Here is a 16,519-nt window from a genome sequence, read left to right as displayed (position 1 = left end):
ACATGAAGTCAGTTTTTAAATGCATAACATTGATAACGATTATTCTATCCGTATTACTGCTTTCAAATCATCTGGATTTACAATTGGAAGTTAATGCGATTGAGCAGAAAGATATTTATGATCAGTTCAGGGAAGAAGGCAAGGAAGTTGTTGCGGAGAATGAACAGATTATTCTAGCACTAAATAATCAAGATTTTTCAATTGCTATTTACCATAAAGAAGATCAAACCATATGGCTCTCTAACCCTCTTAATCATGAAGAAGATGAAATTGCTACTGGTGTTAGTAGAGATCGACTTGCTTCACAACTTTCGATCACATACTATAATCGTGCTGCTCAGGAACAGACGATGAATTCATATACTGACAGCACATTATTAGATCAAGTTACGGTTGAGCAGGTTGATCAAGGCGTAAAGGTTATTTATACAATTGGCGAAGAAGTATCTGGTTTTTTGATCCCGGATGTGATTTCGGCAAACCGATTTGAGACATTTTTAAATCAGATGGATGCGGATGCTCAAAGGCAAGTTCGCGATATTTACCGTGAAGATCTTGAGGAAGAACTGTACTATTTACGAAGTGGTACCGCTGTCTTTATTCAGGAAGATGCTGAGCAGTTTTTCGCCGATGCTGGTTACACGCTCGATGATTTTATTCAAGATAATGAAGAGAATGCTGTTGAGGGTGCTGGTGGTGCGGTATTCACGATTCCGGTTGTCTATCAAATAGAGGGTGATACGTTTACAGCAAGTATTCCAGTTGAAGAAATTATTGCACATGATCTTTATACACTGACAAGTATTAACCTGCTTGAGTACTTTGGGACAGCTAGTCTGGCGGATGATGGATATCTATTTGTTCCTGATGGATCTGGGGCACTGATTGACTTAAATAATGGCAAAACAGCTGCTACCCGCTATATTTCTAGTGTTTATGGCTATGACGAAACATTGACTTCGCAGCTAACGACAAATCGTGATAAAGATTTGTCAATTCGGTTGCCGATATTTGGATTGAAAAAGCAAGAGCAAGCCTTCGTAGCAGTAATTGAGGATGGCGAGACATATGCTAGTGTTGTTGCTGATGTATCTGGTAAAACGGATTCATTTAATAAAGTCCATACACAATTTAGTTATTTGCCAACCGGTCGCAGCTCATTAGATGAAATGACTGGATCTGGTGTGCTTCAGCTTTTTCAACAAGAGCCGTATCAAGGGCAATTTAGCATTAGATACCATTTTTTAGCGGGTGATGATGCCGATTATAGTGGCATGGCGAATACTTATCGTCATTACCTAGAAGAAACCGGTGTCTTTCAAGAGCTGCAAGAACGAACAACGTTACCTTTTTATTTAGGGTTGACTGGGGCAATTGATAAGCATAAGAGCTTTTTCGGTATTCCTTATCAAGGGGTTGAAACAATTACGTCTTATCAAGAAGCGCTAGCTATTATTGAACAACTTCAAGCCGATCAAATTGCTGACGTGCGTGTGAAGTATGCTGGGTGGTTTAATGGCGGTATTAATCACGCTTCACCCAATCGGATCCGGTTAGTTAATGGCATGGAGAGTGAGGTGAAACTAGCCGAGTTCGCGACTAAATTGAGAGAGTTAGAGGTTAAATCGTATTTTGATGTCGATTTTGGTTATGTGTATCAAGATAACTGGTTTGATGGTTTTTCCTCATCAAGTCAGGCTACTCGTTACTTTGATAATTCACTAATCACATTGCTTGAGCAAGATCTTGCGTCAGGAAATATGAGTAGAGAAACCGCGACCAATCCACCTAAATTTATTTTGAATGCGAGTCATTATAACGAAGTAGTGGATAAGTTTATGAAAGCTTTACCTAATGAAGTCATTGATCATTTATCAATGCGAACGATTACTTCGACTGTGTCTGCTGATTTTTCACGAAGGAATTTTGTCGATAGACAGGCTAGCTTAACACATACTAAAGATGCTTTAGCTAAATTGGTAAATAATGATTTTGCATTACTTGGTCAAAACGCCAATGCATACGCATTTAATTATGTGCAGGATATTTTAGAGGTGCCGATGTCATCGAATCAATACATGATTTTAGATGAGGCAATTCCATTTTATCAAATGGTGTTAAGTGGCTACATTGATTATGCAGGTCAACCATTAAATCTGGCTGATAATTATCAGCATGAATTACTTAAAACAATTGAAACTAACGCAGGGCTTTACGTTGAATGGATTTATGCGCCAGATCATGTGCTTAAAGAGACTGCTTATCAAGACCTATACGCTGTCCATTATCTTAATTGGTATGACAGGATGGTTGAACTGTATCATGAGTTAAACAGCCAACTCAAACCGATTCAGGGGCAAGCTATCGTCAAGCACGAAATCATTGCCAATGATGTCAATCGTGTAACCTATCAAAATGGTGCAAAAGTTATCGTCAATTATCAAAATAAACCATTTCAATATAATGAGACATTAATTGAGGCACATGATTTTGTCGTAGAGGAGGGAAGATGATGCAACAGCTAACTAAACAAAAAGGTCAGCCCTTTCGAAAGAGAAGGAAAGGGTTGACGCTACGCCAACAAAAGGCAAGGTTAGGTTACTTTTTCATTAGCCCGTTTCTACTAGGCTTTCTGTTGTTGTTTTTAACACCGATCATTCAGTCATTCATCTACAGTTTGAGTGACCTTACTGTAACATCGTCTGGTTATGAATTAAATTACGTTGGATTTAGCAATTTTAATCGGGTTATTCGGGTTGATCCTAACTTTACTCCTGCATTGCTACAAACGGTCATTCAACTCATATCGATGGTACCGGTCATCTTAATTTTTAGTTTTTTTGCGGCTACACTAATTAATGCCAAGTTCAAAGGAAGAGGATTTGCACGATCAATCTTTTTTCTGCCGGTTATTTTAACATCCGGTATTATTTTAGCGATGGAAAACTCTGATCTAATCCTTTCGTCAGCGCAAGTGATGGCAGAGGAAGATATGCAAAACACTTCGATGCAAATGATGCAATTCCTGCAATTTAGACGGCTATTATTTGCAATTAACTTGCCGCCATTTATCGTTAATTTTTTAGTGGCAGCAGTTGACCAGATCTATGATGTCGTCATCGCTTCAGGTGTGCAAATACTAATCTTCTTAGCGGGATTACAATCAATTCCAGTCACACTCTATGAAGCATCTACAATTGATGGTGCGACGGCTTGGGAGAATTTCTGGAAGATAACATTCCCAATGACGAGTCCGTTGATTATCGTAAATGCTGTTTACTCAGTTATTAATACGTTTACCAATCCAGACAATGAGATGATGAGTTCAATTCATTATACGATTTTCAGTCAATCAAATTTCGGCGTTGGTTCCGCCATGGCATGGGTTTACCTAGCTGCGGTTGCTATTATTCTAGCAATTATGTCAGTGGTGCTGATTAAACTTGTATCAAGGTATCAACATTAGGGGGTGTAATTATGGAAAATACGGCTCAACTGGCTAAGAAAAAAGAACGAAATGATCAGGTTAAGATTTATATGGCAAAGCTGGCCCGCTATACATGGTCATTAATTAGACTTGTTTTAGTGTTTGGTATTTGCTTTATTATCTTACAACCGTTGTTTACTAAATTTGCAGTCTCGCTTATGTCTGAGCCTGACTTGTATGATGCAACAGTGCAGTTTGTACCAAGGGGATTGAATGTCCAAAACTACTTGGTTGCCTTTCAAGAAATGGACTATTTCGGTACTTTTCTTAGAACTTTTGGCTTGTCCGCTTTAGTCAGTATTCTACAATTAATTTCTTGTACATTAGTTGGTTATGGCTTTGCAAGATTTAAGTTTCCTTTTAAGAATACCATGTTTGTGCTCGTTATTTTATGTTTACTAGTACCACCACAAGTGTTGATGCTACCATTGTTCTTGCAATTTCGCTTCTTTGATGTGTTTGGTATTTACGAATTGCTGACAGGAAATGCAGGGATTAATTTAATGGATACCTTCTGGCCATTTATTCTGACTTCATTATTAACCCAAGGCTATAAAAATGGTTTATACATCTTTTTAATGCGTCAGTTTTTTAAAGGGTTACCAGTTGAATTGGAAGAAGCAGCTTATATAGATGGTTGTAGTGCAATAAAAACATTTTATAAGATTATGATTCCTAGTGCAGTGCCTATGCTGGTAACGGTCTTCTTGTTTAGTTTTGTTTGGCAATGGACCGATAGTTTCTACACAGGCTTGTATTTAAATAATTATACGGTCATGTCTAATGCGTTAAGTTCATTAGCTTCTAGTGTGATGTCGGATCAGTTAACGTTCGTTAGCCCTGCTTTGGTTTCAATGATGAACAATACTGGAACCATCCTTGTTGTGTTGCCACTATTTATTATCTATCTTTTGGCACAACGTTACTTTGTTGAAAGTATCGAACGTTCAGGTATTGTTGGTTAATTAAATGGTTATAAAGATTGCCGTTATTCTGTAATTGACTTATGGAAAAAGCAGTATAAGTCTGTCAACGCACGTTTAAAGTTAGCTTTTTTAAAAAAACTTTAGGAGGGCGGTTTCCTGTAAGTATAATAGCAATGCTGACAGGTGATGCATCTTTTTCCATATTATTTTACAGAGTAACGAGTAAAGGGAGGAATTAATTAATGAAAAGGTTATGGTTGCTTAGTTGTGTGTTAGGTCTAATGTTATTTTTAGTTGCGTGTGGCAATGATTCTTCAGATCCAGCGAGTGATGATGAAGTCGATAACGGTTCTGAAACTGTTGAAGATCCAGAACCAGCGGAAGAAGAATTACCAGATCATGATTTTGGCGGACTTGTTTTAAAAGTCGGTGCTCCATTCTCGAGAGAAATTGATCCAAATGTCAATGAAAGAAACGAGCGTTTAGCAGAACGGATTGCTTTTCTTGAAGAAAAGTGGAATTTCACATATGAGACGGTCGAAATTGGTTGGGACGATTGGGTTGGCAATTATATTCGATCAACCTTAGGTGGAGATCCAATTGCTGATATCGTTCACGTCCTTTCACCCGCTCTTTATCCAAACTTAATCTCTAATGGAATTGTCTATCCGGTTAGTGATTTAGGTGTAATCGATTACGATGACATTAAATGGAGTCAAGCGGCTAAAGACGCGAGTGAGTATGAAGGTAAGTATTATTCACTAACACCAAATGGCATTGATATGCGTGATGCGATTTTTTGGAACAAGACATTGTTTGATGATTTAGGGTTACCTGATTTATATGAGCTTTATGAAAACGGTGAATGGACTTGGGAAAAGATGATGGAAATTGCCGACCAAGCGACGCGTGATACCGATAATGATGGTGAAACAGATATTTTTGGTTTTGCTGCTGAGAACTTAGCGTGGAAATTAATTTATGCAAATGGCTATGAGTCAATTACTAAGACAGATGATGGTATTGAAATTGATATGAATGATGAGACTGTTGTTGAAGCGTTAGAGTTTTTCAGCGATGTTAACAATAGCTTTGGTCATACGTTAAGAGAGCCTGAAGAAGGCGATGAATGGAATTTCCGTTATACTGATTTTGCTGATGGTAATATTGCCATGGTATCAGCTGAATGGTGGGTAACATACAATTACTGGACAGATGGTCGCATGCAAGGGGAATATGGCATGGTACCATTTCCGACTGGCCCATCATTTGATCAATCCATTTCCTATGGTTACGAGCAGTCTTATGATGTCATGCTAGCAACGGTTGACCAACCAGAAGAAAAAGCGATTATTTGGGACGCTATTCATGATATCGGTACAGATGACGATTGGGAACGATGGATTCGTGCGGATTTTGAAGCGCATGCAGGTGATCGTGAAACAGTTGATTATGGTTTAATGTTAAATAATAATACACGAATTAACTTAATTAGAGGATTTGAAGACATTAATAATACCTTTAATGATTTCTTTGCTCAAGTATCAAGTGGTGAAACAACTGTTCAGAGTGGTTTAGAGTCGATTGAGTCTCAAATCCAAGCAGCTCTTGAAGACTTTGAGAATGAAGGTATGGATTTGGGTATTGATGAAGAAGAAGAGTAAGTGAACTAAGCACAGTAGCTGGATGGTGGTCCCATTCAGCTACTGAAGTTAAGGAGTGACGAGATGAGAAATGTATTTAAACCAGGACAACTGTGGCCAGATGACCAAGGACGTCATATTAGTGCGCACGGTGGTGGTCTTTTGTTACATAAGGACATCTATTATTGGTATGGAGAAGATAATACAGAAGGTTATTTAAACACAGTCGGTATTAGTTGTTATTCTTCTAGTGATCTTTATAATTGGAAAAATGAAGGAACTGTTTTAAAACAGGAAGATATGCCAGCCCCGTTACAAGGGAAAAATAACGGTCGTGTTGAGCGGCCAAAGGTAATTTATAACGAGAAAACAAAGAAGTTTATCATGTGGATGCATGCTGAGCAAGCAGGATATGCGTTGTCCAGTGCGGGAGTAGCCGTTAGTGATCAGCCAACAGGCCCTTTTACTTTCTTATTCTATGATCGACCAGTGTTATTTGAACCGGAAGAGGGCTATGATGCTCATACGAATGAAAAGGAGTTAGGTAATTCATTTCGAGATATGCATATCTTTGTTGATAATGTAGATAGCAATGGCGATGGTGTCAATGATGCGTATATTTACTATTCATCTGAAGGGAATTGGACGCTCTATATTGCTCGCTTAAATGAAGACTATACTTGGATTGATTTGCCTACGCAGCCAGATCGGGTACGACCACAATATACTAAGGAGCAGCTAGGTGAAGGATGGTCTCGGCAATTTATTCGTAAAATGCGTGAAGCCCCAACACCATTCAAACACAATGACTGTTATTATTTAATTACCTCTGGTTGTACAGGGTGGGAGCCTAACCAAGCAGAATATGCGATAGCTGATCATCCGCTAGGGGTGTACAGCGTTAAAGGTGATCCGTGTCATGGTGATGAGGATAGAACAACCTTTGGGTCACAAAGTAATTTTGTACTCCCGTTACGGCCAGAGAATGGTGAATATATCTATGTGGGTGATCGATGGAAACCTGAAGACCTTGCCCATTCGCCATATGTTTGGCTTCCGTTGAAAGTTACCGAACAAGGTGAAGTAATCATAGAATGGCGTGAAAGCTGGTCAAAATAGGTTTTTCCGTAAGAGGAGAGCGAAGGAGCGATTGTCATGTCTTATTCAGACAAGGATTTTACAGAGGGTAAGCTATATAAAATTGTTTACTATTTGTACTGTTTAACATTAACAAGTTTTTATTTTATCGTAGCTAACTTAATCTTGATAGTGGTCGTTTTGTTTGTTTCCCTCGCTATAACTAAAGCATTGTTAACCATGCCAACAGCAATTTTACTCATCGCTTGCGCGTCTTTGTCGTTTGGACCAGCTTGGGTAGCTCTCCTTTTCGTAATGAAACAGGTAATAGCAGGGGAGTTTGTCTCGATTACACGTGCTTATATGACAGGGTATCGTCAGCATTTTAGACAATCAGTAATCGTTAATGGCTTATTAAATGTGCTCTTTCTTCTAACGGCTGTAAATTATACGATTGTCATTCAGATCGATTCCCTATCGTTTCTTGCGCTCCCTTTTTTAATAGTAGCCGCTTTGCTTGGATGTTTAGCACTCTATATATTCCCATTAATTATCTATCATCCAACTAAACTAATTAACTTAATAAAAATTTCTTTTTATTTTGCTGTGAAAAAAATGTCAAAAACACTTGTAATGCTTAGTATGCTTGTTATTTCATATCTATTAGTAAGGCTATTCCCAGGTCTGTTTTTATTACTGGTTCCAGGTATTAATGGGTGGTTGGTGATGGTGAGTTGTCGTTCGCTCTTTGAACATATTAATAAACATGCTTTAGCTTAAGAAAACTTATATTTTATCGGTGGTAGAGAGGAGTTTATCTGTGGGTAATACAAGAATAGCTAGAAACATCAATTTAAATTGGAAGTTTCAGCTCAATGATGAGCCGAAAGCATGGTATAAAGGATTTGTAGATAAAGACTGGGAAGATGTTACGCTACCTCATGACTGGTCAGTGCACGCACCTTTTTCAATTGAGCATTCTAGTGGAACTGGTTATTTACCAGGTGGAACAGCTTGGTATCGAAAGAAATTTCCTATTAGTGAGGATACAACAAATAAAACGGTCCGGTTAACATTTGAAGGGGTATATAATCATGCTCAAGTTTGGGTCAATAGCTACTATTTAGGCAAGCGTCCTTATGGCTATAGTAGTTTTAGTTATGATATTACGCGTTTTATTTCGCCTAATCAAGATAATGTGATTGCGGTCCGAGTTGATCACCAACATACAGCCGATTCAAGATGGTTTACTGGTTCTGGTATTTATCGAGATGTTAATTTAACCATTACAGATCAGCTTCATTTTGCTGAATATGGTGTTTTTCCTAATACTGTATCTATTAACGAAAATGTTGCTAATATCGAAGTCGACATGACCATTAACAATAATCAGAGTAGCGAAGCAGACTGTATCATTATCAATACACTGATCGATCGCGCTGGTGAAATTGTGGGACAAACGCGTTCGCCGCAAAGTATTGGTGCGAATGAACAGCAAGTAATTAAGCAACAGCTGGAAATAGCTACGCCTAAATTGTGGTCGCCAGATAATCCATACTTATATAACCTAGAATCAAAGATTATCATAGCAGGTAAGGAAAGAGACTGTACGACAACACCAGTAGGAATTCGTACAATAGCATTTGATGTCAATCAAGGTTTTGCCATTAATGGTTTGTCAACAAAGCTTCAAGGAGTTTGTATTCATCATGATGCTGGTGCAATTGGAGCAGCTGTACCTAAAGCGGTTTGGAAGAGACGACTTATTACCCTTAAAGAAATGGGGTGTAATGCCATTAGAATGAGTCATAATCCCCCTGCCCCAAGTGTTCTTGACTTATGTGATGAACTAGGCTTTATGGTTGTTGATGAAGCATTTGATGAGTGGGAAGGGGCCAAGAACAAGTGGTCTACTGGTCATAATGTTTATCCGCCTAAGCACCATGGGTATTTCGAAGACTTTCCTCAATGGGGAGAGACTGATTTAAAGGCGATGGTTTTGAGGGATCGACACCACCCATCAATTATTTTGTGGAGTATTGGGAATGAGGTTGATTACCCAAATGATCCTTATTGCCACCCATATTTTAAAACAATGACTGGTAATAATGATAACAATAAACCTGCGGCAGAACGCGAGTACGATCCGAATAAACCGAATGCTGACCGATTAGTTTATCTAGCAAAGCAGTTGGTTAGTTATGTAAAAGAGGTTGATAAAACGCGACCTGTTACTGCAGCACTAGCTTTTCCAGAATTGTCTAACATAACAGGCTTAGCTGATACGTTAGATGTAGTTGGCTACAATTATAAAGAGCATTTATATCAACAGGATCACCAAGCTTATCCTAACCGGATCTTGCTAGGTAGTGAAAACAGCTCAAGTGTGCAGGATTGGGAGATTGTAAAGAAGAATAATTATATTAGTGGCCAGTTTGTCTGGACTGGAATTGACTTTTTAGGTGAGGCAAAAGGTTGGCCGGTTCGGGCATCACCGGTGGGTTTTTTAGATTTAGCGGGTTTTACAAAGCCAAGCTATTATCAGCGTAAGAGTATGTGGAACCCTGAACCAATGGTATATTTAGCAGCTGTCCCTAGTAACGAGGGTGATGATATTAATATCCAACCGCATTGGAATTGGTCTGAAGGCACAGTTGATTTACACTGCTACTCAAATTGTGATACTGCAGAGCTGTTTGTTAATGGTCAGTCACAAGGCGCGCAAGCAGTAAGTGTGCTCGGTGAGCCGCTGGTATGGCAGGTTGATTATCAGGTTGGTGAAGTTAAGGTAGTCGGTTACATCGCTGGACAAGAAATGACAAGTGCAAGCTTAATAACAACAGATGATGCTTGTTCAATTCGCTTAACGAGTGATCGGTCTGAACTTAAAGCTGATGGTTTAGATATTGCGCATTTTGAAATCGAACTGCTTGATAAAGCTAACGCTACATTAAGAAATGTTGATACCTATATTAGTATTTCTGTCTCTGGTCCAGCAGAATTAATTGGCTTAGAAAATGGTAATATACGTGATACTAGAGCTTATAGTGAATCAGGAAGAAACTTATTTAATGGTCAATTGTTAGGGTATTTACGTTCAACAGATAAAAAAGGTGAGGTCATTGTCCAGGCTGAGGCAAAAGGTATTAAGCCGCACCAATTTACGTTGAAAGTAACATAATAAAGCGCCAGCATCGATTGTCTGTAATTGATGCTGGTGCTTTTTGCTTATTAGCTATAAAAATTGTGAAAGAGGTTACTGCATGTCAGGCAGTGCAATTGTAACGCTCTTTAGTCTACCACTTATTTCCTTTAGCGAAAAACAAGTAGAAACGCTTTTTTAACCATTACTTTTTTACAATGCATCTCCAAAAACTTTAACTTCTGAAAGTTGTGGTGTGTACCAGTTGTTCGGATTATTATGCAGATTAGCATCAATAAGTCTGATCCGAATATAGCGTGCTGTTGCATTAACTGAATCCGAGGTAAAACCATAATTTTTATTGTCTGTGCCGTCAAAAATAACGTCAAAATTCTCACCATCTTCACTTGCTTCAATATGATAGAGATGAACGGCTTCGGAGCCATTAAATAAGAACCAAGATATTTGTACTTGATTAATTTGATAAACATCTTCTAAGTCAACCATCCACCATGCTGGCCAGCTATTGCTTGAAGCGACCCAGCTTGATTGATAGTTTCCATCATTTGCATTACTTGCTAGCGCGTCATCTAATTGGGAGGAGGCACTAGCAGGCTTGTTAGTTGATAATAGTTTGCCATCTTGGTAGCCAAAGACATAGCCCGTTGATCCTGAGGCAAATACTTTCTCATAATAGTCATAAAAAGCAAATCCTTTATGCATTGAAATCGGAAGCCAACGGTCCCGTGCGCCACCAGGATTTTGTGCCCAGCCATGCATCCAACGATAAGCATTCATAATATGTGTAGTTTGTTCAGTGCCCTCAATAAGATTGGTATGACCAGATTGACCGCTAAACGTATTTTTGTTACCGATTAAACGTAATTCTGACCACGGCCCTTCAATCGATGGCGCTGAAGCATACATCGCTTGCGTTGGGTACCATCCAGCTGCACCAGAAGTGAAAATATAGTAGTAATCACCATATTTTGAAACGCCTGGTCCTTCACGGTGTAAGCCTTCAAATAGGGTCGTAACTTCTTCTTCTATTTCAATATGATCTGGTGTTAAACGATAAAGAATAAAGTCAGCATTCATATTAGCGGAGGACATAATGTAGCCTGTGCCATCATCATCAATGAAATAAGCTTTGTCTCGTGATTCGTTTCCATTCGGTCTAAAGCTGCCGTGATAGTCCCATGCTTCACCAGGTGCCCCGGATGCGACTGCTAACCGTGCTAGCGAGTAGTCAACGTTATTCTCGTAATGATACCAACCAACAATTTTACCAGTATTCGGGTTTAATTGAACGGTTCCTGACTCTAAATTTGCAGCTGCCAAATCGGGATGCGTATCGCGATCTAATACAGCTTTGTCAAAACTCCAATTGATTCCATCATCGGAAACATAGAGATTAATAGCTTTAAAGCCATTTTGATCGTTTTCCTGTCGATAGCTATAATAGGTTCCTTCATGGTAGATTCCCCAAGGGCCTAGGTCGCCGATAAAGCCACCCTCTTCATTATTGTGAAAATAGCCAACGTCGTCTGGGACTTGAAAAGGTGTGAACGAGATAAGCTCAGATTCTACATAACGATTTGCTTGATCTACTGCTTGCACCTTAAAGTAATGAGTTGTCATGTCTAAATCATATAATGCGGTTGTCAATGCCGTACCTTGATAAACAGATTCAAACGGACCCTGTTCATTAATGCTGTGGTATAGAATATACTGTTCAGTATCGGCTACAGGATTCCAAGTTACATTGACTTGATTAACAATTGCTGCTGTTTCATTAATGATAAAAGGAGATAGACCAATTCCAATTTGTTCGCGCTCAACTAACTGATTAATTGCTTGTAAAATAAGTTGAATTGCTTGGTGCAATTCATGTTGCGCTTCTTCAATGGTAATGTCGCCATTCTCAATCAGGTGAACAAGACCTTCACCTGTCTCAATTGCCACTAGTAAGCGTTCGATACTTGTAGCAGTGTACTGGCTCGGGATAATCTCATCTGCTTGGTTTAACGCATCAATTAACCGAGTCAGCGGAATCGGCTCATGTTGTTTTATCGTTATGAAATTAATTAAAGGATCGTTGTACACAGTTAAATTAGCTTGACTAGGTCCTTGAATTTTAACTGATAATAGACCGCCATCAAAGGAAATTGCTTGATAGCTATGTTCCACTTGTTCATTATAAGAGCCAATGTTTAACTCGCCATTAGCCAAGTTGGTATCATCAACAATGATGTTGACGTTGCGACCACTCCAAGGATTTTTAAACCCAAATGTGAAGTCGTAAACACCAGCAGGTAGTTCAAACTGATATTCAATATGCTTGTCGCGTGTTTGCGGGCCATTATAGTAAAGTAATGAATCCCATTTACTAGCAGGAGATGCAACTGATGGTGCAACAGTGGTTGTGACACGCCCCCATTCTTTACCTGTAACGGGGTCGGCACCGAAGCTTTGATCGGTAGCACTGGTGTAACTGCCTAACACCTCGCCATCATGGATGTCGTCAGGACTAGGCGTCCCAGCATTTACATAATAAAGTGTGGTAGCTTCATTTGCTTGAGCTTTTGTGAAAATAGTAAATGAAAGTTGAAGAAGTACCAAAGAAAACAATAAGATACTGACAAATTTAACAGATGTTCTTTTAGTCATGAAATGTCTCCTTTACTTATTTAATGCGTTACAAATTCTAATAAAGTCCTCCTTTGCTAAAAATATGAAAGCGCTATCAACTATAGTTTATTTTATTAAGATAAAAAGTCAAGTAAATTTTAGTTAATTATTTATATAATGAAGGTTTTTTGGAAAGGGATCTGAGTTTGAATAAAATGATAATAATATAGTTTTTTTTAAGGGAATCCTTGAAAAAACAACTTACTGTCTATTATTTAAATGTTCTCACTTGTGTCTGCTTAAAATAAAACTCAATCTTAACAACCTTAATAACCTAGGTAAAAATAAGTAAAATAATAAGTTAAATTTATTGACTATTATGTGTGTAGAAAGTAAAATCAAACCATGAAAGCGATTTATTTGTAACGAGAGGGGAATAAAGATGATAAAAGAAGTTAAGAAACTGGCTTATAAAGCTCCTAAAAATGGTTACCCTGAATGGAACAATAACCCAGAGATTTTTCAATTAAATCGATGTGATGCGCATGCGACACTAATGCCATTTGAATCAATTGAACAGGCATTACGCAACAAGAGGGAAGACTCATCGTTTTATCAAAGTCTTAACGGTCAGTGGTTTTTTTCGTTTTGTGAGCGGCCGTCAGAACGAATCGTTGATTTTTATCAACCAAGCTATGAACACAGTGACTGGAAAGAAATTAAAGTGCCAAGTCATTGGCAATTACAAGGCTATGATTACCCACAATATACGAATGCTACTTATCCATGGGTAGAAAAGGATCAAATTGAACCACCGTTTGCACCAACTAACTATAACCCTGTTGGTCAGTATGTTAAAACGTTTACTCTCCCAAGTGATTGGCAAGGTGTCCCTGTTTATCTTCATTTTGAAGGTGTAGAATCGGCTTTTTATGTTTGGTTAAATGGTGAATTAGTCGGTTACAGCGAAGATACCTTTACCGCAGCTGAATTTGACCTATCACCCTATCTAATCGAAGGGGAAAACAAGCTTGCTGTTGAGGTCTATCGCTGGTGTGATGGTAGCTGGTTAGAAGATCAGGATTTTTGGCGGCTAAGTGGGATTTTTAGAGATGTCTACTTGTACCGTACGCCTACGATACATATTCGTGATCTCTACACCCGGACCGATCTTGATCAAGATTATCTAAATGCGCAATTGAATATTCAGCTTAAGTTAACAAACTATTTTAACGTTGCTGCTGTCACAGAAGTTAGTGCACAGCTTTATGATGCGACATTAGTTCCGGTGTTTAACGAGCCTTTAACAAAAATTGTTGACTTTAAGCAAGAAGCTGTAGACATTTCCCTTACTGAAGTGGTGAACGCCCCATTAAAATGGAGTGCAGAGGATCCGAATCTCTATCAACTCGTAGTGAGCTTATATGATCAAGCTGGTAATCTAATAGAAGCCCAAAGTAGTTATGTCGGTTTTCGTAAATTTGAATTGCAGGACGGGTTAATGAAGCTAAATGGTAAGCGAATTATTTTTAAAGGGGTAAACCGTCATGAATTTGCAGCTGATAAAGGTCGGGCAGTTAGCTATGATGATATGGTAGCAGATATTAAGTTGATGAAGCAATACAACATTAATGCTGTTCGTACTTCCCATTATCCAAACAATACAATATGGTACGACTTGTGTGATCGATATGGGCTTTATGTCATTGATGAAACAAATATTGAAACACATGGCACATGGCGCTATGGTCAAACAGGATTGGGAGATGCAGTGCCTGGTAGCAAGCCTGAATGGACTGAAAACGTCCTTGACCGCTGCCGCTCAATGTTTGAACGTGACAAGAATCATCCGTCTATTTTAATTTGGTCATTAGGAAATGAATCATTTGGTGGGGATAACTTTTTGAAAATGTATCAATTTTTAAAAGAGCGTGATCCAGATCGTCTTGTTCACTATGAAGGTATTTTCCATTATCGAGAATCTGAGGCCTGTTCAGATATTGAGAGTACCATGTATATTAATCCTGATGGTGTTGAGCGTTATGCTCGCGAAGCAAAGGATGGTGCCAAACCGTATCTCCTTTGTGAATTTAGTCATGCGATGGGTAATTCATTAGGTAACTTCTATAAATATACCGAACTATTTGATCGTTACCCAATTCTTCAAGGTGGATTTATTTGGGACTGGAAGGATCAAGCATTGTTAACGAAAACAGAGGATGGTAGGCCTTACTTAGCATATGGTGGTGATTTTGGTGAATCCCCACATGATGGCAATTTTTCAGGTAATGGGATTATTTTTGCTGACGGAACCGTTAGTCCGAAGATTTATGAAGTGAAAAAATGCTATGAGAATATTGCTGTGAAAGCAGTCGATTTGGAGCAGGGCCAATTTGTCATTGCTAATAAGTTTCTATTTAAAAATTTGCGTGAGTACCAATTAAACTGGGTAATAACGAGCGATGGTGAAGAAATTGCTAATGGCGCCATGCAAGTAAATGTCAAGCCGGGTGAAGAGGTAGCTTGTCAGCTAGCGTATCAATTACCAAAGAAGGCGTTACCTTCAGATGAACATGTGCTCACGATTAGTTTTGTTGAACCGCATGCTCAACTTTGGTGTAAAGCTAATCATGAAATTGCTTTTGAGCAATTCATCCTGCCAACAGTACTGGAAAAGTTAGCGACAACAGAAGTAACAGGCAATTTGGCAATTACTGAGCAACAATCAACATTTACCGTTGAGACCGAGTTAGGCTCAATTAAGTTCAGTAAAGAAAGTGGCTTACTATCTGAATTCATTATTAATCAACACAATGTAATAACGACACCGATTAGTCCTAATTTCTGGCGGGCACCGACTGATAATGATCGGGGTAATAAATTTAATCAGCGTAGCCAAGTTTGGCAGGATGCCAATCAAGGACGACAGCTTAGTGCGTTGGAATACCAACTTGGTACTGACTCTGTCGAAGTAACAAGCCGCTTTGTTTACCCAGCTTTAAATCAGACGACACTCGTGCTAAGTTATGGCATAAAAGCTAGTGGAGAGTTAACGGTTAATTATCAATTAAATCCTGGTCAACAGCTCGCTGATTTACCGGAAATCGGGTTAATGTTTACTTTGAACAAAGAAATGGATCAATTGCTATGGTACGGAAACGGTCCGCATGAGTCCTATTGGGATCGCCAGCATGGTGCTAAGCTTGGTCTTTACAAAAGCACGGTTTCTGATCAGTTTGTACCTTACTTGAAACCGCAGGAATGTGGTAACCATACCGCTGTCCGTTTTGCTAATATTCAATCGGCCACAGGAGTCGGTCTGAATATTACTGGTTTACCATCAGTCGAATTAAGTGTCTTACCGTATACGCCAGAGCAGCTAGAACGGGCTAGTCATGCTTACCAATTACCCAAGTCTGAGCATACCGTTGTTCGGATTAATTTAGCCCAAACCGGAGTAGGTGGCGACGATAGCTGGGGGCAACGTACACATCCTGAGTTTACTTTACCAGCAAATAGAAGTTATCACTTCACATTTATGATTAAACTGGTAAACTAAAATAAAAAAGACGTGCAGCAAATTTCTGTCTGTACGTCTTTTCTGCATAAGGAA

At 38.9% G+C, this 16,519-nt stretch carries 9 protein-coding genes; 8 read left to right on the top strand and 1 reads right to left on the bottom strand.

The features are described from left to right. Nucleotides 1-2 precede the first annotated feature (2 nt). The 7 genes from BM000_RS03400 (at nucleotide 3) to BM000_RS03370 (ending at nucleotide 10,314) form a co-directional block, all read left to right on the top strand. Complete coding sequence (locus BM000_RS03400) at nucleotides 3-2,513, top strand: DUF5696 domain-containing protein (protein ID WP_091494822.1); 2,511 nt, start codon at nucleotides 3-5, stop codon at nucleotides 2,511-2,513. Then, the gene (locus BM000_RS03395; RefSeq protein WP_091494820.1) at nucleotides 2,510-3,466 is read left to right on the top strand and encodes a carbohydrate ABC transporter permease; all 957 of its coding nucleotides are present in this window, start codon (nucleotides 2,510-2,512) and stop codon (nucleotides 3,464-3,466) included. The genes BM000_RS03400 and BM000_RS03395 overlap by 4 nt, the downstream gene beginning before the upstream one ends. Nucleotides 3,467-3,477: 11 nt before the next feature. After that, on the top strand, nucleotides 3,478-4,452 hold the full coding sequence (locus BM000_RS03390) for a carbohydrate ABC transporter permease (RefSeq protein WP_091494818.1): 975 nt from the start codon (nucleotides 3,478-3,480) through the stop codon (nucleotides 4,450-4,452). Between the two features lie 203 nt (nucleotides 4,453-4,655). Beyond that, nucleotides 4,656-6,077, top strand: coding sequence for an ABC transporter substrate-binding protein (locus BM000_RS03385; protein ID WP_091494816.1), 1,422 nt, complete (start codon nucleotides 4,656-4,658; stop codon nucleotides 6,075-6,077). 63 nt (nucleotides 6,078-6,140) lie between these two features. Continuing rightward, nucleotides 6,141-7,175, top strand: a complete 1,035-nt coding sequence (locus BM000_RS03380; protein WP_091494814.1) for a glycoside hydrolase family 43 protein — start codon at nucleotides 6,141-6,143, stop codon at nucleotides 7,173-7,175. Between the two features lie 36 nt (nucleotides 7,176-7,211). After that, complete coding sequence (locus BM000_RS03375) at nucleotides 7,212-7,913, top strand: YesL family protein (protein WP_091494812.1); 702 nt, start codon at nucleotides 7,212-7,214, stop codon at nucleotides 7,911-7,913. A gap of 40 nt (nucleotides 7,914-7,953) precedes the next feature. Next, nucleotides 7,954-10,314 carry a glycoside hydrolase family 2 TIM barrel-domain containing protein gene (locus BM000_RS03370; protein ID WP_091494810.1) on the top strand — a complete coding sequence of 787 codons (2,361 nt, stop codon included), beginning with the start codon at nucleotides 7,954-7,956 and terminating at the stop codon, nucleotides 10,312-10,314. 174 nt (nucleotides 10,315-10,488) lie between these two features. On the opposite strand, the gene BM000_RS03365 is transcribed toward BM000_RS03370, so the two are convergent. Continuing rightward, the gene (locus BM000_RS03365; RefSeq protein ID WP_091494808.1) at nucleotides 10,489-12,945 is read right to left on the bottom strand and encodes a galactose-binding domain-containing protein; all 2,457 of its coding nucleotides are present in this window, start codon (nucleotides 12,943-12,945) and stop codon (nucleotides 10,489-10,491) included. 403 nt (nucleotides 12,946-13,348) lie between these two features. Here BM000_RS03365 and lacZ point away from each other — a divergent pair, with 403 nt between their 5' ends. After that, nucleotides 13,349-16,465 (top strand): beta-galactosidase, LacZ type, encoded by a 3,117-nt coding sequence (gene lacZ / locus BM000_RS03360; protein ID WP_091494806.1) that lies wholly within the window; start codon nucleotides 13,349-13,351, stop codon nucleotides 16,463-16,465. The last annotated feature ends 54 nt before the right edge of the window (nucleotides 16,466-16,519 follow it).

It is taken from the genome of Amphibacillus marinus (genome assembly GCF_900110345.1).
GTDB lineage: Bacteria > Bacillota > Bacilli > Bacillales > Amphibacillaceae > Amphibacillus_D > Amphibacillus_D marinus.
This window is presented reverse-complemented; position numbering and strand designations above follow the sequence as displayed.